Source organism: Nocardia sp. CC227C (genome assembly GCF_030767025.1).
GTDB lineage: Bacteria > Actinomycetota > Actinomycetes > Mycobacteriales > Mycobacteriaceae > Nocardia.
The window spans coordinates 412,892-433,283 of record NZ_JASITE010000004.1 but is presented as its reverse complement, the minus strand read 5'-3'; the positions used below and the strand labels follow the sequence as shown (position 1 = coordinate 433,283).

Annotated in this window: 18 protein-coding genes and 1 tRNA gene; 10 read left to right on the top strand and 9 right to left on the bottom strand. The window is 65.0% G+C overall.

All coding sequences use genetic code 11. The features are described from left to right. Positions 1–178 precede the first annotated feature (178 nt). The 6 genes from QMO76_RS10570 to QMO76_RS10545 all read right to left on the bottom strand — a co-directional run bounded on the left by QMO76_RS10570 (position 179) and on the right by QMO76_RS10545 (position 7,701). On the bottom strand, positions 179–3,295 hold the full coding sequence (locus QMO76_RS10570; RefSeq protein ID WP_306361016.1) for a type I restriction endonuclease subunit R: 3,117 nt from the start codon (positions 3,293–3,295) through the stop codon (positions 179–181). Then, positions 3,292–4,386, bottom strand: coding sequence for a restriction endonuclease subunit S (locus QMO76_RS10565; RefSeq protein WP_306361015.1), 1,095 nt, complete (start codon positions 4,384–4,386; stop codon positions 3,292–3,294). The genes QMO76_RS10570 and QMO76_RS10565 overlap by 4 nt, the downstream gene beginning before the upstream one ends. Before the next feature lie 2 nt (positions 4,387–4,388). After that, the gene (locus tag QMO76_RS10560; protein ID WP_306361014.1) at positions 4,389–5,189 is read right to left on the bottom strand and encodes a hypothetical protein; all 801 of its coding nucleotides are present in this window, start codon (positions 5,187–5,189) and stop codon (positions 4,389–4,391) included. After that, positions 5,182–6,762, bottom strand: a complete 1,581-nt coding sequence (locus QMO76_RS10555; protein WP_306361013.1) for a type I restriction-modification system subunit M — start codon at positions 6,760–6,762, stop codon at positions 5,182–5,184. Before QMO76_RS10555 ends, QMO76_RS10560 begins: the two co-directional genes overlap by 8 nt. 140 nt (positions 6,763–6,902) lie before the next feature. Continuing rightward, positions 6,903–7,241: a Scr1 family TA system antitoxin-like transcriptional regulator gene (locus tag QMO76_RS10550; RefSeq protein ID WP_306361012.1), complete on the bottom strand. Its 339-nt coding sequence runs from the start codon at positions 7,239–7,241 to the stop codon at positions 6,903–6,905. 387 nt (positions 7,242–7,628) lie between these two features. Continuing rightward, positions 7,629–7,701 (bottom strand) — tRNA-Ala (locus QMO76_RS10545). Positions 7,702–7,830: 129 nt separating this feature from the next. Between QMO76_RS10545 and QMO76_RS10540 the strand changes: the two genes are divergently transcribed. After that, positions 7,831–8,781, top strand: a complete 951-nt coding sequence (locus QMO76_RS10540; protein ID WP_306361011.1) for a phosphotransferase family protein — start codon at positions 7,831–7,833, stop codon at positions 8,779–8,781. Here QMO76_RS10540 and QMO76_RS10535 read toward each other — a convergent pair. Further along, positions 8,763–9,395: a TetR/AcrR family transcriptional regulator gene (locus tag QMO76_RS10535; RefSeq protein WP_306361151.1), complete on the bottom strand. Its 633-nt coding sequence runs from the start codon at positions 9,393–9,395 to the stop codon at positions 8,763–8,765. The two genes, QMO76_RS10540 and QMO76_RS10535, sit on opposite strands and share 19 nt — an antisense overlap. 197 nt (positions 9,396–9,592) lie before the next feature. Further along, positions 9,593–10,306 (bottom strand): uracil-DNA glycosylase, encoded by a 714-nt coding sequence (locus QMO76_RS10530; protein WP_306361010.1) that lies wholly within the window; start codon positions 10,304–10,306, stop codon positions 9,593–9,595. Between the two features lie 95 nt (positions 10,307–10,401). Here QMO76_RS10530 and QMO76_RS10525 point away from each other — a divergent pair, with 95 nt between their 5' ends. The 7 genes from QMO76_RS10525 to QMO76_RS10495 all read left to right on the top strand — a co-directional run bounded on the left by QMO76_RS10525 (position 10,402) and on the right by QMO76_RS10495 (position 18,128). Beyond that, positions 10,402–11,085 (top strand): trimeric intracellular cation channel family protein, encoded by a 684-nt coding sequence (locus tag QMO76_RS10525; RefSeq protein WP_306361009.1) that lies wholly within the window; start codon positions 10,402–10,404, stop codon positions 11,083–11,085. Between the two features lie 126 nt (positions 11,086–11,211). Continuing rightward, positions 11,212–11,655 (top strand): GyrI-like domain-containing protein, encoded by a 444-nt coding sequence (locus tag QMO76_RS10520; protein ID WP_029931205.1) that lies wholly within the window; start codon positions 11,212–11,214, stop codon positions 11,653–11,655. After that, positions 11,652–12,086 carry an effector binding domain-containing protein gene (locus QMO76_RS10515; protein ID WP_306361008.1) on the top strand — a complete coding sequence of 145 codons (435 nt, stop codon included), beginning with the start codon at positions 11,652–11,654 and terminating at the stop codon, positions 12,084–12,086. The genes QMO76_RS10520 and QMO76_RS10515 overlap by 4 nt, the downstream gene beginning before the upstream one ends. 387 nt (positions 12,087–12,473) lie before the next feature. Beyond that, a complete protein-coding gene (locus QMO76_RS10510) occupies positions 12,474–13,094 on the top strand; it encodes a hypothetical protein (RefSeq protein WP_306361007.1) in 621 nt (206 codons plus the stop codon). After that, positions 13,061–15,241, top strand: a complete 2,181-nt coding sequence (locus QMO76_RS10505; RefSeq protein ID WP_306361150.1) for an Rv1355c family protein — start codon at positions 13,061–13,063, stop codon at positions 15,239–15,241. Before QMO76_RS10510 ends, QMO76_RS10505 begins: the two co-directional genes overlap by 34 nt. Positions 15,242–15,284: 43 nt before the next feature. Then, positions 15,285–17,114 (top strand): bifunctional diguanylate cyclase/phosphodiesterase, encoded by a 1,830-nt coding sequence (locus QMO76_RS10500; RefSeq protein ID WP_306361006.1) that lies wholly within the window; start codon positions 15,285–15,287, stop codon positions 17,112–17,114. A 144-nt stretch (positions 17,115–17,258) separates the two neighbouring features. After that, a complete protein-coding gene (locus QMO76_RS10495) occupies positions 17,259–18,128 on the top strand; it encodes an SDR family oxidoreductase (RefSeq protein WP_306361005.1) in 870 nt (289 codons plus the stop codon). On the opposite strand, the gene soxR is transcribed toward QMO76_RS10495, so the two are convergent. Next, positions 18,082–18,597 carry a redox-sensitive transcriptional activator SoxR gene (gene soxR / locus QMO76_RS10490; protein WP_306361004.1) on the bottom strand — a complete coding sequence of 172 codons (516 nt, stop codon included), beginning with the start codon at positions 18,595–18,597 and terminating at the stop codon, positions 18,082–18,084. The two genes, QMO76_RS10495 and soxR, sit on opposite strands and share 47 nt — an antisense overlap. A 179-nt stretch (positions 18,598–18,776) precedes the next feature. On the opposite strand from soxR, the gene arcA reads away from it, so the two are divergent. Together arcA and QMO76_RS10480 are read left to right on the top strand one after the other, a co-directional pair. After that, a complete protein-coding gene (arcA, locus tag QMO76_RS10485; protein ID WP_306361003.1) occupies positions 18,777–20,006 on the top strand; it encodes an arginine deiminase in 1,230 nt (409 codons plus the stop codon). A gap of 7 nt (positions 20,007–20,013) precedes the next feature. Beyond that, the gene (locus tag QMO76_RS10480; RefSeq protein WP_039817128.1) at positions 20,014–20,385 is read left to right on the top strand and encodes a GntR family transcriptional regulator; all 372 of its coding nucleotides are present in this window, start codon (positions 20,014–20,016) and stop codon (positions 20,383–20,385) included. Positions 20,386–20,392: the final 7 nt, after the last annotated feature.

Below are 20,392 nucleotides of genomic sequence, written 5' to 3'. Positions count from 1 at the left end.
GCCACAAGGACTCTAATGCCGAGCGGTCTCACTCACTGGGGACGGGCCACGGGGAAGCTCACCACCATGCTCAGCCAAGGATTCACACGTACCGGTGATACGACGTGGGTCGAACGCGGCACACTTTCCATCCTGTGCCTCGACCTCCACAGCGGGCGGCGAAGCCGGACTGAGATGTTCAGTCGTAGACACCCCTGTTGGACGCCAGCCCGAAATAGCGTTCGAAGAATCGAGTTAGCGCATCGACAATGCGCTTCTTCTTGTCGCCGTGGCTGGCCTCACGGTTGAAGCGGGAGACTGGAGGAAGGATCTTAGTGATCTCCGTCCCGGTCGTGCGAATCTGTCCATCGCGGAACGCGGCATCGACGAATGCGCGAGTCTGTTCGGGCTTCAGCTTCTGTTCCTCGATGATCGCGGCCAGTTCGGCATCACGCTTGGCGTCCACGTACGCCTTCCACTGCTCATCCACGGAACCATCGACAGACAGCGAGTCGACGAAGTCCTCGACCAGGTCCCGCTTGCTGCGCAGGCTCGGGCTGGAATCGACCGCACGCGAGATCTGAGCACGGAGCTCCTTGTTCTCGCCGTCGCCGCGCTCGGCGCGCATCTTCTCGACGAGCATCAGGATGTAGTCGACGTTAATCTCGACCTGCTTGACCAACTCGATCTCGAAGACGACGTCTTCGTTGATGCGCTCCTTCTCAGCATCAGCACCTGTGCGGAACTCAGCGTACAAATTGAGGTAGACGCTGCGGTAGTCCTGGTGTTGACGCTCAGTGAGGAGGTCCTGGCCGTCGAAGTCGTCGAACTCGGTCAGGATGTTGTGCAGGCGAAGGATGGCGCCGAACAGGTTGATGAAGTCCTTCTGGTCCTGCTCCCCCACGATCTGCGTGCCCAGCGGAAACCGCTGTAGCAGGTCGTTCACCTTCTCGGAGTACTCAGTATAGTACTCGCCGTAGGACGGCACGACCACGATGCCGCGCGCGTCCTTGTTGCCGAACAGCTCCAGCGCGGCGTTCGTCTCGTCCTCGAGGTCACGGAAGGCGATGATGTTGCCGTGTCGCTTGACGGAGTTCAGGATGCGGTTGGTCCGCGAGAACGCCTGGATGAGACCGTGCATGCGCAGGTTCTTGTCGACGAAGAGCGTGTTGAGCGTCGTGGCGTCGAAGCCGGTCAGGAACATGTTGACCACGATGACCAGGTCGATCTCGCGGTTCTTCATCCTCTGCGAGAGGTCCTTATAGTAGTTCTGGAACTTGTCCGCACTGGTGTCATAGCTGGTACCGAACATGGCGTTGTAGTCCTGAATCGCACCGTCCAAGACCGTGCGCGCATCGCCCGACAAGCCGTCGGTGTCGAAGGCCTCATCGTCGAGGATGCCGTCGTCGATAGCTTCGTTGGCACCATAGGAATAGATAATGCCGACTTTCAGGCGCCGATCCGGCGTCAGCTCTTCCTGCTGCACCTTGAACTGCTGGTAGTAACGCTGCGCCGCCTCGACCGAGGCAGTCGCGAAGAGCGCGTTGAAGCCGCGGACGCGCTTGCGCTCCTTGAGCGCCTCGACCTGCCGTCGCGTACGCGCGGACTCCGCGACGTTGGTGACGACAGAGTGCTCGTAACTGGTCTGCCGCTTCGTCTTCTGGTCGAAGTGCTCCAGAATGTACGCCGTGATCTCGCTGATCCGGCGCGGATCGAGCAGGGCCTGCTCCCGGTCGATCGCCGAGACCTGCTTGTCATCGGGGTTCCCGACCTTGATGGTGTTGATGTAGTCGATCCGGAACGGCAGGACATTCTTGTCCGTGATTGCGTCCATGATCGTGTACGTGTGCAGTTTTTCGCCGAACGCCTGCTCGGTGGTCTTCAGCAGCGGGTTGCCGCCGCTGCCGGAGTTCGCGGCGAAGATCGGCGTGCCGGTGAAGCCGAACAGGTTGTAGCGCTTGAACGCCCGCGTGATGTCAGTGTGCATGTCGCCGAACTGCGAGCGATGGCATTCATCGAAAATGATCACCGCATGACCGCAGAACACCTCGTGGCCCTTGTTCGCCTTGATGAACATCGACAGCTTCTGAATCGTCGTGATGATGATCCGTGCGTTCGGATCCTCGAGCTGCTTCTTCAGAATCGTCGTCGACGCGTTCGAGTTCGCTGCGCCCTTCTCGAACCTGTCGTACTCCCGCATCGTCTGATAGTCCAGATCCTTGCGGTCGACCACGAACAACACCTTGGCGACATCAGGCAGCTTCGATGCCAGCTGCGCCGCCTTGAACGAGGTCAGGGTCTTGCCCGACCCAGTAGTGTGCCAGACGTAGCCGCCGGCGTCGACGGTGCCGAGGGTCCGGTAATTGGTGGAGATGTCGATCTTCTGCAGGATCCGCTCGGTCGCGACGATCTGGTACGGGCGCATTACCAGCAAATCGCGGTCGGCCGTGAGCACGCAGTACTTCGTGAGGATGTTCAGCAGCGAGTGCTTCGCGAAGAACGTCCGGATGAATGACGTCAGCTCCGCGATCGGCTTGTTGTTCGCATCCGCCCACCAGGAGGTGAACTCGAACGAGTTGCTCGACTGTTTCCTCTTGGCCGCGCCTCTCGCCTTCTTGGCCTCGTCGAGACGCTTCGCGCGCGTGCTATTCGAGTAGTACTTCGTCAGCGTGCCATTGCTGATCACGAACAGCTGCACGTACTCGAACAGACCCGACCCCGCCCAGAAACTATCGCGCTGGTACCGATCGATCTGGTTGAACGCCTCACGGATATCGACGCCCCGGCGCTTCAGCTCGACGTGCACCATCGGCAAGCCGTTGACGAGCACCGTCACGTCGTAACGGTTCGCGTAGTTCGCGCCACCCTCGCCCCGGTCCACCTCGTACTGATTGATGACCTGTAGCTGATTGTTGTGGATGTTCTTCTTGTCGATGAGCGAGACGTTCTTCGTCGAACCATCGTCACGCTTCAGGATCTGGACGTGATCCTCCTGGATGCGTGCGGTCTTCTCGACGATGCCGTCATTCTGTCCGGCGATCTTGGTCGTGAAGAACGTCTCCCACTCCGCGTCCGAGAAGGCCATCCTGTTGAGCTTCTCCAGTTGCCTCCGAAGGTTCGCGACCAGCTGCGCCTCGGACGTGATCGGGAGGTACTCATACGCCTGTGTCTCCAGCAGACGGATCATCTCGCGCTCAAGCGCTGCCTCGGACTGGTACGCCTCTGCCCTCGCGGGCTTCGGGATGTACTCGGCAACGACCGTGCTCTCCGAAGAGATCGCGATCGGATCGAACTTGCGCTCGCTTGCTGCGCTCATGCTGCGAGCTCCTTGAACGTCAGCAGCCGGTCACGGTAGTGCTCGTACTGCTTGCGGCGTGCGGCGAGCTCAGCGGGAAGACCGACGCTGATGTCGTTGACGAGGGCGTCAAACTTGTCGAGTATGTCAACAACCCGCTCTTTCACCTCAAGCGATGGAGCGGGGATCGGGATCCTGTTGAGGTTGGCCTTGTTCAGCTTTGGCTGGGTCGAACCTGAAATGAACGGGGCGAGATCGATCGAGTTTAAGTAGATCTCAACGAATCTCCGTTCCACGTAGGTATCGAACTGAAGAACGTGGGCGTGGTTGTTCACCCAGGTCTTGCCTGAGACCGAGAAGGCGATCGGCGTCGAGCGTGCCAGAAGGTTGGCACCATCTTCCGACACGAGCAGATAGTCCCCGTCGAAGATGTAGCCACTCACGTAGTCGACGACTCCCGAAGCGCCGTAATAGGGGATATTTCCGGGCTTGCGTGCGTCGCGTGTCACAGGCTTTCGGCGATTGTCGAGATTCCAAGCAAGCTCTCCGAGCGGCCGTGTCTCCACTTCCGAACCGAACGAAAACGCCTCATGCCGATAGTGGTTGTACTGGGCACGCCGCGCCTCCAGCTCCGCCTCCAGCTCCGCCTCCAGCTGAGTGAACTTATCCAATACTCGCACGATCTCGCGCTGCACCTCAAGAGGAGGCACGGGGATTCGGAGCTTCTTCAAGTACGACTGGGTCATGCTTGGCACACCACCCGCTTGATTCTTCTCGGCAAGCCGGTGCTTATACATCGAGTAGTAGAAGAACTTCGGCATGAGTCGGGTCAAATCGATTTCAGTGTAAAAGATTGTGTCGACTGTCCAGAACGGCTGATCGACATAGAAGAGGTTGCCGAGAGACCCCTTGCGCGGGATCAGTACCGAAGGGCCGCCGTGAACTGCGGTGTCCACTGTCGTCATGATCCCACCCGACCCGTAGACCGGCACTTCCCCGGCACCAAGCGCCTTGTAGTCACTTCCGTTGCGGATCTTCACGACCTCGTCAAGGGCGACGTGCTCTATACCTTCCGGGCACAGCTCCTGGATCAGTTCCTCGATATGAGTCATGTTTACGCATCTCCTCGCGCAAGTGCGCCAACGTTCTCGACGCTCCATCCAAGTTCATCAATGGCTTGAGCAACCACGTTGTCTCTGTTCACTTCCTCGACGACTCCGAGCACCAGTTGGAGACACGGCTTGAACTTTTGAAGCGCCTCCACTTCACTCGAATTACCGTGGATGATTCCGCTCAGCTCCCGGAACAATTGATACCCGTCACTAGAGAAGCGCTGTGGAATAATCCTGCGCTGTGCATTTACCTCTTCAAGCACCTGAAAGAAGGGGCGCCGATTCCCATTCTGCCTCATGGTCTCGACCCCGAGGATTTCAGCAACCTCCCAAGTGACCTTTTCAAAAATCTTTCGGAGGTAGATTACGGATCCGGCACCAAGACCGCTCTCGTACGCGAGATGCGCCCGCTTAACAAGATCTGAGAACGGACCGGCCGCAACATCGACACGTTCCGCTCGCTCTCTTAGATTCTCGGTATATCTCTCGACATACACCTCCGGCGCCCTGGAATGGAGCATCCCGCTCGACGCAACCAAGAACCATGTTTCTACCGACGAACGGCACACCATGCAACGCAACGTCGCGTCGATGCTGATTTGGTTATCCCCGACGCCCAAGCATGAGAGTTCATCGGCCGACTCAAATGGCCTGACATCATTGCACTCATGGCAATGAAAGTTGTGAATGACTTTGCCAACCCGGATCTTCTTATGCTTCCCCCAGCCGAGCGGACGATCTGAAAGGAATCCTTCGACTTGAGCTGCCGTAACCTCGGGCGCTTTTGACAGCAAGTCAGACAACCTCATTTCCCCCTACTTCCAGACTTTCCACGATCTCGTCGATCGCCGTGCGGAGCTCGGCCTGGCGCGCCACGATGCGCGCGATCTCGGCGTTCAGCTCCGTGATGTCGACTGCCTCGCGCGTTTCCTCCGCCTCCACGTAGCTGGACACGGCGATGTTGTAGTCGTTGGCCGCGATGTCCTCGTTGCTCACGGCCTTTGTGAAGTGGTCCTCCGGCTCGCGCGTCGTGAACGCCTCGAGGATCCTCGCCTGGTGCTCCTCGAGTAACTTATTCTTGTTGCCCATGCGTTTGAACTCAGCCGATGCGTCGATGAACAGCACGTCGTTGGTCTTCTTCGACTTCTTCAGAACGAGAATGCAGGTCGCGATCGTGGTGCCGAAGAAGAGGTCCGGCGGCAGCTGGATGACCGCGTCGACATAGTTGTTGTCGATAAGGTATTTTCGGATCTTCTTCTCCGCTCCCCCGCGATACAGCACGCCGGGGAACTCAACGATCGCCGCCGTGCCGTTCACGGCCAGCCAGCTGAGCATGTGCATCGTGAAGGCGAGATCGGCCTTCGACTTCGGCGCCAGCACACCAGCCGGCGCGAACCGCTCGTCGTTGATCAGCAGCGGGTTGGCGTCGCCGTCCCACTTGATCGAGTACGGCGGATTGGAGACAATCGCCTCGAACGGCTCATCGTCCCAGTGCTGTGGGTCGATCAGGGTGTCGCCGTGGGCGAGGTTGAAATCGGCGTAGTTGACGTCGTGCAGGAACATGTTGATCCGCGCGAGATTGTAGGTGGTCAGGTTGATCTCCTGACCGTAGAAGCCCTTGCGGACGTTGTTCTTGCCGAGCACCTTGTCGAACTTCAGCAGCAGCGACCCGGACCCGACCGCCGGGTCGTAGACCTTATTGACCCGCTTCTTGCCGACCACGGTGATGCGCGCCAGCAGCTCGGAGACCTCCTGCGGAGTGTAGTACTCGCCACCCGACTTGCCAGCGTTGGCCGCGTACATCTGCATTAGGTACTCGTAGGCATCGCCGAACAGGTCGATCGAGTTGTCCTCGAAACGCCCCAGCGGCAGGTCTCCGATCGCGTCGAGCAGCTTCACCAGCTTCTGGTTGCGCTTGGCGACCGTCGAGCCGAGCTTGTTGCTGTTGACGTCGAGGTCATCGAACAGACCCTTGATGTCATCCTCGCTGTCGGTGCCGAGTGCCGATCCTTCGATGTTCTTGAACACTCGCTCGAGCGTCTCGTTGAGGTCCTCGTCGCCCGCGGCTCGCCTTCGGACGTTGACGAACAGGTCGGACGGCAGGATGAAGAATCCCTTCTCAGCGACCACCTCGTCGCGAGCGAATTCCGCCTCCGAATCAGGCATTCGAGTGAAGTCGAACGACTCGTCACCCGCCTCGTGCTCACCCTTGTTGATGTAGGCCGTGAGGTTCTCGGAGATGTACCGATAGAAGAGCATGCCCAGCACATAGGACTTGAAGTCCCACCCATCGACGCTGCCACGCAGATCATTCGCGATCCGCCAGATCGTCTTGTGCAGCTCCGCGCGCTGCCCTTCTTTGGTTGTGGGTGCCATATTGCAGATGTTCTCCTCCGCGCCACGGCGCGATTCGGTTGCTGTGCGGTGGTGGAGTCAGGCTACCGGCGGCCGCTGACAGGAAGCGACTGCCGCGCCTGCTCTGGACGCCCGGCACCAGGATCCCCTGTCGACGAAGATCATCCGATGTCAAGCTTCCCACCCAGTTCCATAAACCGGTTTCCAGAGGCGAATCCCGTCGTCCGCCCATCATCTCCGACCTGTCGAGGCCCTCCACATGCGGGAGAAAGGATTCCGGCGCAGAGCGGGACGACGCCGAAGACCAGGTGTACGTTTCCGAAAGTCACGCGAAGTAGGTGCCGGAGCTGGGCGGCCATCACGGCATCGTTTCCGAGCGTCGTCCGCAAGGCCGCTTCGTGGATCAGCACGTATATCTGCAAGGTGCCTTCATGTAGGACCCACTGGCGGACCATGTGCGCCGATACCGCCGCCTCTAGATCGTTTGTGTGTGCCGACAAACCCGATGCTGGTCCGCAGCAGTCAAGCCGGCGGAGGTTAGGCGCAGGTGGGTGTCATCGGCGTGCACTCGGGTCATGACGATGCTATTGCAAGGGTGAGTCGGCGGTCGCACCCAGGATCTATCCGGTTGCGCGTGGTACTGCCCGAGGACGCGGCGCTTGAGCAGGTCCCGACGGACTTGTCCAGTACGGCCTCGGATTTACCCCTGCCGGAGTGCCACCGCGCTGTTGGAATCACCGCGCGGCGACCGATCTCCCTCATACACCTCCGCCCGAGAGGGACGGCCGTACAGACCGTTTCGACGAAAACGAGGGGTAACCGTGGGGTCGGGTCGAATGAAAACAGGTCAGGCGCGGCGGTTCGCCAGCCTGACCTGTGTATCTACGTGGAGCTAAGGGGAATCGAACCCCTGACCTCTTCGATGCGAACGAAGCGCGCTACCAACTGCGCTATAGCCCCGTGCGGTCCGTTTCCGGTCTGCGGTGAAGAACTTTAGCAGGTGGGTTCGAGGGACGACGAATCGGCTGGTCAGGGGGCTGTTGGGGGCGGATATTCGGTTGCGGGGGTGCTTAGGATTCGGGGGTGGATATGAGTGCGAGCATCGAGTTGCCGGGGGATTGGGAAGCGCGGGTTCGGGGGGCCTTGGCGGGGGCCGGGGGGTTGGGGGTGGAGTTGGCCGCGGGGGAGATCGCGGTGTTGGGGGCGGGGATGGAGAGTGTGGCGATGGTTGTCGCGGTGGGGGAGCGGCGGTATGTGATGCGGTTGCCGAAGGGGGAGTGGGGGGCGGAGGGGATGGTGCGGGAGGCTCGGTTGCTGCCGGAGTTGGGGCCGCGGGTGGGGTTGCCGATTCCGCTGTTCGCGTTCACCGCGCCGAATCCGTTGGGGCCGGGGGAGTTCTGTGTGTATCCGGTGGTGCCGGGTGCCGTGGTGCCGGGGGCGGAGTGGCATCGGCGCGGTCTGTTGGGGGCGGGGACGGCGCGGCAGGTGGCGGAGTTCCTGGAGCAGGTGCACGCGTTTCCGGTGGAGCGGGCCGTCGAGTTGGGGGTGGAGGTGGCCGACTTCCGGGCGGACTTCGCGGAGACCCTGGAGATGCTGGAGGAAGAGGTCGCGCCGCTGCTGGACGCGGAGCGGGGGCGGCGGCTGGTCGCGGTGTACGAGCGGTATCTGGGCGATGCGGCGAACTTCGCGTACCGGCCGACCCTGATCCACGGGGACGTGAGCCTGGATCACCTGCTGATCGAGGGGGATCGCATCAGCGGGGTGATCGATTTCGGGGATACGCAGGTCGGGGACCCGGACTACGACCTGTGCTACCTGTGGGCGGATGCGGGCGCGGACTTCGTGCGGCAGGTGCAGCGAGGTCGGGGGCGGGAGCTGGACGCGCCGCTGGTGCGCAAGCTGGAGTTCTGGACCTGCGCCGACCCGGCCGACGACCTCCTGCACGGGATCGAGAACGATATGCCGGACCTGCGGGAGCAGAGCCTCGGCCGCCTGGTGCGGGCGCTGGACGGGCTCGCCGATCAGGCGGGGGTGCTGTAGGCCAGTACGACCTGGAGGAACAGGTCGACGCGACCCTCTCGGACGGCGGGATTGTCCGGTTCCAGGAGGCATTGGGCGAGGGTGCCGTCGTGGACGGCGACCAGTGCGCGGCCCAGGGCGCGCGGATCGGGCACGGTGCGGCCCGCGCGCTCCAGCAGCGTCACGATCACCGGGGTCAGGGCCGCGGCGATCGACTCCTCCCGAGCCACCATGGCCCGCCGCAGCGTCGGGGTGCGCAGTGCGTGCGCGGTGAACTCCGAGGTGATGCGAAACCACTTGTCGTCCACGGGAACCGCGGCCAGCACATGCTCCACCGCCTGCCGCGGCTGCGACACCGTCACCGCGGCGGGCACGTCCAGCACCGCCCGCACCTCGCTCAGCATGCGGCTGGAGCGCTGCTCCCACATGGCGAGGAACAGCTCCTCGAGCGAGGTGAAATTCGAATAGAACGCGCCCCGCGTGAATCCGGCCCGCTCACACACCTGCTCGACCGAGCACCGCCCGAACCCCTCGTCCGCGAACGCGTCGAACGCCGCGTCCAGCAACCGCTGCCGGGTCTGCTCCCGCCGCCGCCCGCCGCGCGGCTCGGCCACCTCGGCGGCGACCTCCTCCACACTCTCGTCACCCCTGCTCACGCCCGCATCGTAGCGAGCCGCACCCCCACCCCGTGTCGACCGGCCACCGGTCACGCCCGCGACGATCGTGTAGTCATGGCGGACACGAGGTCGTCCGCGACCAGATAGATCACCGGCTGCGCTTACACCGCGTAAGCCATCGGCGGCCAGACCTCGGCACGCAATTGTCGGACCGGTCACTCACCGAGCCCTGCGGCCGATTTCGCCTCGGCCAGTACGGTTTCCAGCATCGCTGGAGTCAGCCGTCCCGTGAAGGTGTTCTGCTGGCTCACGTGGTAGCTGCCGAACAGGTGGAGGGTGGCGCGGTCGGGAGTGGCGGGGGCGATGGTGGTGTGGACGCCGTGGCCGAACTTGGGTCTGGGTTTCGGTAGCGCCCAGCCGGATCGGGCGAGGGCGGGTAGCAGCGCCTGCCAGCCCCAGCCGCCGAGGACCACGATCGAACGCAGGGTCGGGGCGAGGAGGCCGAGTTCGGCTATCAGCCAGCGGCGGCAGGTGTCGCGTTCGGTGGTGGTCGGTTTGTTGTCGGGCGGGGCGCAGTGGACGGGGGCGGTGACGCGGGCGCCGAGCAGGCGCAGGCCGTCGTCGCGGTGAACGGCGGTCGGCTGGTTGGCGAGGCCGACGGCGTGCATGGCGGCGTAGAGCATGCCGCCGCTGCGATCACCGGTGAACATCCGACCGGTGCGATTGCCGCCGTGCGCTGCCGGTGCCAGGCCGACTACCAGCAGTTTCGCATTGTCGGGGCCGTATCCGGGTACGGGCCGACCCCAATACGCCTCATCCCGGAAGGCGGCGCGCTTCTCGTCGGCGACCCGCTCCCGCCACGCCACCAGACGTGGGCAGGCTCGGCACTCTACGAGGTCGTCCTCCAGTTCGGAGATCGTGCGGAACACGGTTCCAGCCAATCACGCCCCCCGTTGTCCCGTCCCGCGACAGGCCGAAATCGGACATCCGGGCATACTTAGCCGGATTGCCGAATATTTGCGACATGGAGGGTGCGTACATGGCCTACCTGGCGGAGCTGGGCGGTGCGGCCGGTATCGCACAGGAGGTGGGAGATCTGCTGGGGGTCTTCGCCTTCGCCGTGTCCGGGGCACTGCTGGCCGTCCACAAGAGATACGACCTGGTCGGTATCGCCGCGCTGGCCGTCTGCACCGCTCTCGGCGGCGGCATCATGCGTGACCTCGTGATCGGCGCGACGCCGCCGGCGGCCTTCGTTCACCTCCGCTATCCGGCCACCGCACTGCTGGCCGCGCTCCTCATCTTCTTCTGGCACCCGCCGCGGCGACTCGTTCGTACCCCGCTCGCCACGGCCGACGCCGTCGGCCTCGCCAGCTTCTGCGTCACCGGCACCGTCACCGCGTACCACCATGGGCTGTCGGCCTTCTCGGCCGCCGCGCTGGGCGTGCTCACCGCGGTGGGCGGCGGTGTCGTCCGCGATGTGCTGGCCGGGCGGACACCGAGCATCCTGCGCCCCGACGAGGAGGTCTACGCCATCCCGGCGCTGGTCGGCGCGGCCGCCACGGCGGCACTGCTGCATTTCGGCGCGTACACCTACTGGACGGGCGCGCTCGCCGGTGCGGTCGCCTTCGGCGTGCGGGTGGCCGCGCTGCGCCTGCATTGGCGCGCCCCGCTGGCCCGTCCGCACCGCCGCCGTCGCGACGCACCGTGACACCCTGCTCGCGGTCGTGTCGCCAAGGCTGGGCTAACTCGGTTGATAGCATGTCGATGCTGGCCGACGCGGGCAATACGGATTGCGCACCTGCCCATGCGATCACACCTCGAGAGAGTTTCTTCCATGCAGTTTGAGATCGTCGAGCGGGACGAGACGTGGGTTGCCGGTCTGCCCGTGCGCAGTCCGAAGCGTGCGCTCGGTGAACTGCGCGACCACGATCTGGAGGTGGCCTGGGCGGCGGTGCTGCACCAGGAACTCGGCGGCCCGCTGGCGGCGGCCTACACCGACTTCGCGGCCGAACTCGGCACCTACAACACGCAGATCGTCGGCTACCAGTGCGGTTCGTTCGACGAGGTCACCCGGGGGCACGTGGTGGCGCGGCTGCCGCGCGGCACGTACGCGCGCTTCTCCTCGGTCGGCAACTTCCCGCAGATCATGACCGATCTGTGGACCCAGATCGCGTTCGCCGAGGAGCACAAGCAGATCAAGCGCACCTACACCGGAGACTTCGAGTGCTACCCGCACGCCTACAAGATCGACCTGTATCTGGCGGTCGAAGCCTCATGAGCTATTCGATCGTGGTGCGCTCCGGCGCTATCTACGGCGGCCTGGTGGTGCCGCGGGTCCGGCCCAGTTTCAAGGTGAGCAACAGCGAGCTCATCGAGTTCCTGCGCGATCGGCTGCGCGAGCGCAACGGCCTCGAACCGCCGCTGGCCACCGTGTACGTGCCGGATCCGGCGGGCAACTACAACGTGCTGGTGTCCTACGAGTACCCCGACGTGCACGAGGTGCCGGTCGGCGATGTGCTGATCAAGGTCCCCAAGGGCGTCTACGCCCGCTTCGAGCCCAACGGCGACTATCACGATCCGGTCGAGGACGTGTGGGCGCAGGTCGACGATGCGACGGCGTCGGCGGAGATCACCCGCGCCTACCGCGAGGAGATCGAGATCTGGCGCGGGACCTCCGAGGTGGAGCTCTTCATCTCCATCCTGATCTGATAGCTATCAGTTAACTAAATCGGAACCAACCAGTCTTGTGGTTGTATTTCGTGACTGATAGCAATGATCTGACCGGGCTAAGTTTCCGCATGCGCATGAGGGTTTCGGGAGATTTGCCAGACGCCTGGACAATTCCATGCGCGTGGCGGATACTCCCCTAGGTGCCCATGCCGGGCACGGTCGATACACGACCGTATCGGGCGGGAGCGATCAGGCGCACGAAGTTCAGTGCAGCAATGGAGTGGGAACTATATGGCAGTCGATCCAATCGCGCTGGCCCAGGTTGAAGGTCATGGTGACGGCATGCTCCGATTTCGTGACACGGAGTCCGGATGCACATTCGTGGCGGGTTCCCCGCGGGCACATCCCGAACTGTGGCGCCGGTGCATGGACGGTGCGCTGCGTGTCTACCGTCACTACGGTGCCGAGGCCGCACTCGAATACGACTCGGTGATCGACGGTCGCTCCACCACACTGTTCTTCGTAGCCCTGGACACCGACGGTAATGCGGTGGCGGGGGTTCGCGCCGAGGGCCCGCATCGTCATGTCGATGAAGTGCACGCCATCGCGGATTGGGCCGGGCGGCCCGGCGAGGCCGCGTTTCGCCGGATGGTCGCCGAACAGATCGTCGATGGAGTGATCGAGACGAAGGCGGGTTGGGCCGCGCGCGAGGCACGCGATCGGCGCGCGCTGGCATCGGGTGTGGCTCGTGCCATCGTGCACTCCATCGCGCTGCTGGGGGTCCGCTACGGCGTCGGAGTCTCGCCGGAACACGCGCTCGCGCGATATGAATCCAGCGGCGCGCGGGTGCCCTGGTGGATTCCCGCGACGTCCTATCCCGACGACCGCTATCGCACCGTGCCGGTGTGGTGGGATATGCGGACCTATCGGTCCGTTGCCTCCGATGCGCAGGCCCGTCTCATAGATGCCGAACTCACCGAACTCACGGGCAATGGCGCGGTGCCTCCGGTGCCATGGCTGTACGACGAGGGACTGGCTCAGGCATGACCGCCGGGCATGGAGCGGTCGGTGCCTACCGGCCGTTGCTGCTGGATGAACTCGACCCAGGCGACGCCGCCCGGCTCGCGGCATTGCGGGCCGACGCGGCAATCGAATTCACTGATACGAGAAATTTGCTGCGCGCGGAATTCGCGGCCTTGGTCAGCCCTCCAAAATTATCCGAAGAGGCCGATTCGGACCGTTGGGTCTACTATCCGTGGCGTCGCCAGGTGGTAGCCCTACCGGGGCCACAGTTGCTTCGAGCACTACGACTCGACCGCAATCGCAATCATCTGACCCGAACCGAGCAGGAAGCCTGCGGCGGGCAGACGATCGGAGTAGTCGGCCAGAGCGTAGGTCATTTGGTGGCATACACGCTCGCGCTCGAAGGGGTCTGTGGCGCACTGAGATTGGCCGATTTCGACATGATCGAACTGACCAACCTGAATCGCGTACCGGGCACCCTCCTCGATATCGGCGTCAACAAGGCGGTGGTCGCCGCCCGGCGCATCGCCGAACTCGACCCGTACCTACCCGTCGAGGTGTTCGAGGCGGGGATCACCGACGACAACCTCGACACCTTTCTCGACGGACTGTCCATCGTCGTCGAGGAGTGCGACTCCCTCGACATCAAGCTGGCGGTGCGCGAGGGCGCCCGTCGTCACCGGCTTCCGCTGCTCATGCAGTCCAACGATCGAGGGCTACTCGACGTCGAGCGCTTCGACCTGGAGCCGGCTCGTCGCCCCTTCCACGGTCTGCTCGGCGATATTCGTGCCGCTGACCTGCGCGGACTGTCTACGCGCGAGAAAGCGCCGCACGTGATTCGTATCCTGGACGGCCGCAATCTGTCCGACAAACTCGCGGCCAGCATGGTCGAGATCGGCCGGACCCTGAACAGTTGGCCGCAGCTCGGCGGCGACGTACAACTCGGTGGCGCGACGGTGGCCGCGGCGGTTCGGCGCATTGCGCTGGGACAGAAGTTGCCGTCCGGTCGCGCCCGTGTCGACCTGGAGCGCTGCCTGGACGAACTCGCCGAACCGGCACCGGTGGACGAGCTGAACTGGGGCGAGGAGGCGGATACGGGACCGGCCTCGGCCTCGGGCCTCGCGGCCGTGTTGGCCTGCGCCCAGTGCGCGCCTTCGGGCGGTAACGCGCAGCCGTGGGCGTTGAGCGCCACCGATGACGCCATAACCATAACGCTCGATCCCGAACGCACATCCACCATGGATATCGGATACCGCGGCAGTGCGCTGGCGGTGGGCGCGGCGTTCTACAACGCGCGGTCGGCGGCCGCGGCCCACGGCTTGCTCGGCGAGCGGAGCGAATTCCGAGCCGATGGCGCGGGGCCGCTCACCGCTGTCGTCACGCTGGGCGCGGGAGACGATCCATTGCTCGCACAGGACTATTCGGCGCTGCTCGCCCGCCACACCAACCGCCGGGCCGGTAGTGGCGAACCGTTGGCAACCGGTGTTACGCAGGCTTTGACCGCCCGGGCCGAGGCCGCCGGTACGAGATTGCGCATGGTTATCGAGCGGGCCGAGATCGAGACCGCCGCGGAGATTCTCGGAGCTGCGGAGCGGATACGGTATCTCACCCCGCGCCTGCACGAGGAGATGTTCGCCGAACTGCGCTGGCCCGGCGACGACCTGCGCACCGGCATGGACCTGCGCACCCTGGGCCTGGCCCCCGACGAACTGGCCGAACTCGATATCGCCCGGCGGGCCGACGTCATGGCGCAACTGCGCACCTGGTCCGGTGGTGACGCCCTGGGCGACGGCACCCGCGACCGGGTGCGCTCCAGCTCCGCGGTGGCCGTGGTGACTTTCCCGGCACCGCCGATGGACAGACCCGAAGAGCTGGTGGCCTACGCGCACGCCGGCGAGGCCGTGCAGCGGGTCTGGATCGAGGCCGAGCGGCACGGTTTGGCGGTGCAACCGGTATCTCCGGTGTTTCTCTTTGCCCGACGTCCCGAGGAGTTGCATAGGGTTTCCCCGGAGTTCGCCGATACACTAACGTCACTTCAGGGCCGCTTCCTGAAGGTGTTGGGAGTGCCTGGGCACGAAACGTTGGCAATGGTACTGCGCCTCGGTTACGCGGCGGGTGTCACGGTTCGGAGCAGGCGACTTCCGGTACCGGGCGCGGACACCCGCGGCTAGTGTGATCGGAGACAAGGTGCCTCGGCGAACTCTCGACTCTCTGGTGACCCAGGTCGCTTCCGAGTTGATGGCGGTCGACGCCACGAATCTGGTGGCGGCGAGCGAGCGGGTGCTGTCGTGGCTGGTCGACCACTTCGATGTCGATTTCAGCTTTCTACGCCACACTGATCGGGAACGCAAGACCTCACTGTTGATCGCGGAGTGGCCGCGCCGTCCCGTCTCCGCCGAGGACGATCCGCTGCAGATCGCCCACGTCGATGAGACTCCCTCCCTCTTCCTCCGGCTCGAGCACGCCACCGAGCCCATGATCATCCGGCCAACGCCGGAGTTCGCCGATTACCAGAGACTCATTCAACGGGCCACCGGCATCGGTGCGGTATCCGCGGCGGCGGTGCCGCTGGTATCACGGGACGAGGCCACCGGCGTGCTCGGCTTCATCAAAGAGGGCGACCGCGAGTGGAGCACGCGCGAGATCAACGTCCTCAAAGCAATTGCCGCGCTGTTCGCACAGCTGCAGGCGCGGGTGGAGGCCGAGGAGCGCCTTCGCTACATCGCCATGCACGACGACCTCACCGGCCTGGCAAATCGCCGCGCGTTGCTCGAACATATGGAGGAGCGGTTGCGGCCCGGGAATCTGGGGCCGGTGGCGGCGTTCTTCCTCGATCTGGATCGGTTGAAGGCGCTCAACGATTTTCTCGGGCATACGGCGGGGGACAACTTCATTCGGACGCTGTCGGCGCGACTACGCGAGAATCTGGATCCGGCGGATATGATCGCCCGGCTCGGGGGTGACGAGTTCGTGATCGTGCCGGCCAAGCCGATGGACGCGGTGGCGGCCGAGAGTGAGGCGGCGCGGATCCGGCAGCTCATCGGGCGGCGGGTCACCGTGGGTGGGGAGTCGGTGAGTCGGGGAGCGAGTGTCGGTGTGGCCGTGGGGATTCCGGGGGAGACCACGGTGGCGGATGTGCTGCGGCGGGCCGATCACGCGCTGCTGTCGGCCAAGTCCAGCGGGGGCAACGGGGTCGCGGTGTTCACCGACGCCATGCGGGCGCAGTTCGAGTTGCAGGACGATGTGGAGTTGAACCTGCGCGGGGCGGTGGCGGACGGGTCGCTGCTGCTGCACTACCAGCCCGAGGTGGATCTGCGGACCGGGCGGGTGGTGGCGTTGGAGGCGCTGGTGCGCTGGCAGCATCCGACCCGGGGGCTGCTACCGCCGGGGGCGTTCGTGGGGGTCGCGGAGGCCACCAACCTCGCGGGTGAGTTGGGGCGCTGGGTGATTCGATCGGCCTGTGAGCAGTTCGCGAAATGGCGGCGGCGGGGGTTGGCGTCGAATGTGGTCATTCGCATCAATGTGTCGCCGGTGCAGCTGGTGAGTCTCGACTTCGTCGAGACCATGGAGGACATTCTGCGGCGCTTCGGCATCGACGGCTCGTCGGTATGCCTGGAGATCACCGAACATGTTGTGGTGCAAGACCTCGCGCGCACCCAGGTGACCCTGCGCGGGCTCAAGCGGATGGGCGTGCAGATCGCCATCGACGATTTCGGCACCGGATACTCCTCGCTCTCGCACCTCAAGGCGCTGCCGGTGGACGCGGTGAAGATCGATCGGGGGTTCGTGCAGCGGCTCGGTGCCAGCGCCGACGATTTGGCGATTGTGAAATCGATTGTGGGACTTGCTGGTTCGTTCGGTCTCGGGGTGGTCGGTGAGGGCGTGGAGACGACCGTGGCGGCGCGCACGCTGGTGGCGCTCGGCTGCTACCGAGCCCAGGGCTTCCTCATCGCACGGCCCATGCCCGCCGATGAGGTGGAGGCGCATCTGACGGCCGGGCGGATCGCGCTGGACCTCGATCTGCCGGGATCCGCTCCGCGCTAGCGACCTGGACGGCCGACCGGTTGTTGAAACTGGTGCGACCCTGGAAATAGGGGCGCTGTTGTGGGGCTTTCCAATGGCGAACAACTCTGTTCGCGGGTAGCGTGCCCCTGCGACAAGGCTGTCAACTTCGAGGGATGGATCAGCGTGCGTGGTCGTAAGCTCAGCGGCAAGAAGACCGTGATTACCGGCGCGGCGAGCGGTATCGGCCGGGCCACCGCCCTGGCGGCGGCGCGGAAGGGGGCGCGGCTGGTCCTCACCGATGTCAACGCGGAGGGGCTCGCGGACACGGTGGCGCGGGTGCGCGCCGAAGGCGGGGTGGTCGAGAACTCGCGGGCGCTGGATGTCAGCGACTACGAGGCCGTGACCGAGTGGGCGAAGGAGGTGCACGAGCAGCTCGGCTCCGTCGACGTGGTCATGAATATCGCGGGCGTATCCACCTGGGGCACCGTGGAGAACCTGGAGCACCGGCACTGGAAGCGCATGGTGGACGTGAACCTCATGGGGCCCATCCACGTGATCGAGAACTTCGTGCCGCCCATGATCGAGGCCGGGCGCGGGGGCGCGCTGCTGAACGTGTCCTCGGCGGCCGGGCTGCTGGCCTTCCCGTGGCACGCGGCCTACAGCGCCAGCAAGTTCGGACTGCGCGGGGTGTCGGAGGTGCTGCGGTTCGACCTGGAGCGCCACGGCATCGCGGTGCACCTGGTGGTGCCGGGCGCGGTGGACACCCCCCTGGTGCACACCGTGGACATCGTCGGCGCGGATCGCGACGATCCGCGAATCCAGGCGTGGATCAAGCGTTTCCGGCGGCACGCCAAACAGCCCGAGCAGGTGGCCGACATCATGGTGCGGGCGGTGGAGAAGGGCACCTATCTGGTGCACACCCAGTTCGACATCCGCTTCGGCTACTGGTGGGCGCGCAAGTTCGCCTGGCCCTACGAGTTCGTCATGCGCCGGGCCAACGACCTGTTCACGACGTTTCTGCCGAAGCCGGAGCGCACTCCGGACCAGGTTTGACGCAGGTCTCCGCGGCGTGGATGTCGAGCACCCGGGCGCCGGGCCCCTCGTCGCCGAGGTGGTCGTGGGCATTGACGATCTTGCAGGTGCCCAGGGACAGACAGCCGCAGCCGATGCAGCCGGTGAGATTGTCGCGCAGCGCGATCAGCTGGGCGATGCGGTCGTCCAGGTCTGCTCGCCACGCCGTGGACAGGGTCTCCCAGTCTCGGCGTGTCGGGGTGCGGCCGTCGGGCAGGTTGTCCAGTGCCTTGCGGATCTCCGCCAGCGGGATGCCCACCTGCTGCGAGATGCGGATGAAAGCCACGCGGCGCAGCGTCTCGCGCGGGTAGCGGCGCTGATTGCCGCTGGTCCGGCGACTGTGCAGCAGACCCTCGCGCTCGTAGAAGTGCAGGGCGGAGACCGCCACGCCGCTGCGTTCCGAGAGCTGTCCGGGCGTCAGTTCCTTCGCCTGCCATGACGCGTGTTGCATACCTGAACACTACTCGAGGTTGAGGGTTGTTGCCCGCCCCCCGGGGAGCGGTCGGCCGTATGGCCGCGGCCGGTGGCGCGCGGCGGTGCGACGGGGCCCCAGCCGCGGCCGGGGCGGCGCGAGCCCCATGCGACGTCCAATTCCCTGCCTTCGGCGCGAATGCGAACTACCGTCGTGTCATGGGAACTGAGGCTGCGCCCGCCGCGCGACCGTTTTCCGTCACGTCCGAGGTCGGCGCGTTGCGCACGGTGCTCCTGCATCGGCCGGGCGATGAACTGCGGCGGTTGACGCCGCGCAACAACGACCAGCTGCTCTTCGACGCCATCCCGTGGGTGGAGCGGGCGCAGCAGGAGCACGACGCCTTCGCCGACGTGCTGCGCGGGCGCGGCGTGGAGGTGTTGCTGCTGGCCGATCTGCTCACCGAGACCCTGCGGGTGAGCGGGGCGGCGCGGATACAGGGCATCTCCGGCGCGGTGGACGCGCGGCGGCTCGGACATGTGCTCGCCGACGAGCTGGCCGCCTACCTGCGCACCGTGCCCGCGCCGGAACTGGCCCAGATCCTCATGGCCGGAATGACTTTCGACGAACTGCCGTTCGGGCCGGACGCCACCTCGCTGGTGCGGCGCATGCACCACGGGCACGATTTCGTCATCGACCCGCTGCCGAATCTGCTGTTCACCCGCGATTCCTCGTTCTGGGTCGGCAATCGCTTCGCCATCACCTCGCTGGCCATGCCCGCGCGGGTGCGCGAGACCTCGCTCACCGATCTCATCTACGCCTTCCATCCGCGCTTCCTGCACGTGCGCCGCGCCTACGAATCGCACACCGCACCCATCGAGGGCGGCGACGTGCTGCTGCTGTCGCCGGGTGTGGTGGCGGTCGGAGTGGGCGAGCGCACCTCCCCGGCGGGTGCGGAGGCCCTGGCGCGCAGCCTCTTCGAGGACGACCTCGCCCACACGGTACTCGTGGTGCCGATCGCCCAGACCCGTGCGACCATGCATCTGGACACGGTGTGCACCATGGTCGACGTGGATGCGGTGGTGATGTACCCGGCGGTGCAGGATTCCCTGTGCGCCTTCGCCATTCGCAAGACCGACGGCGGCGGTGTGAGCATCGGCGGCCCCGACCCCTTCCTGCGGGTGGCGGCCGAGGCCATGGGAATCGGCAAACTGCGGGTCGTGGACACCGGTCTGGACGGTGTCACCGCCGAACGCGAGCAGTGGGACGACGGCAACAACACGCTCGCGCTCGCACCCGGTGTCGTCGTCGCCTACGAGCGCAACGAGATGACCAACGCACGGCTCGCGGACGCGGGCATCGAGGTATTGCAGATTCCGGGGTCGGAACTGGGTTCCGGCCGCGGCGGTCCGCGCTGCCTGTCCTGCCCGCTGTCGCGTGAGGAGGTGTGAGAGGACCATGCTGGACATCCCGGTCGACCACCACTCGACGGTGCCGCCCTACGAACAGCTGCGGCAGGGCGTCATCGCCCGGGTGCGATCCGGTGAGCTGGCCGCCGGGACCAAGATCCCCACCGTGCGCGCGCTGGCCGCCCAGCTGCGGCTGGCCCCGAATACCGTGGCGCGGGCGTACCGGGAGCTGGAACAGGACGGTGTGCTCGAGACCCGGGGCAGGCTGGGCTCTTTCATCGCCTCCTCCGGCGACCCGACCAGTGATACCGCGGGCCGCGCCGCCACCGAGTACGTGAGCGTCATCCGCCGCCTCGGACTGGACGACGAGGCGGCGGTGCGTTATCTGCGGGCCGCGCTGGGGGAATCCGACCCCGGTTGACCGGGTG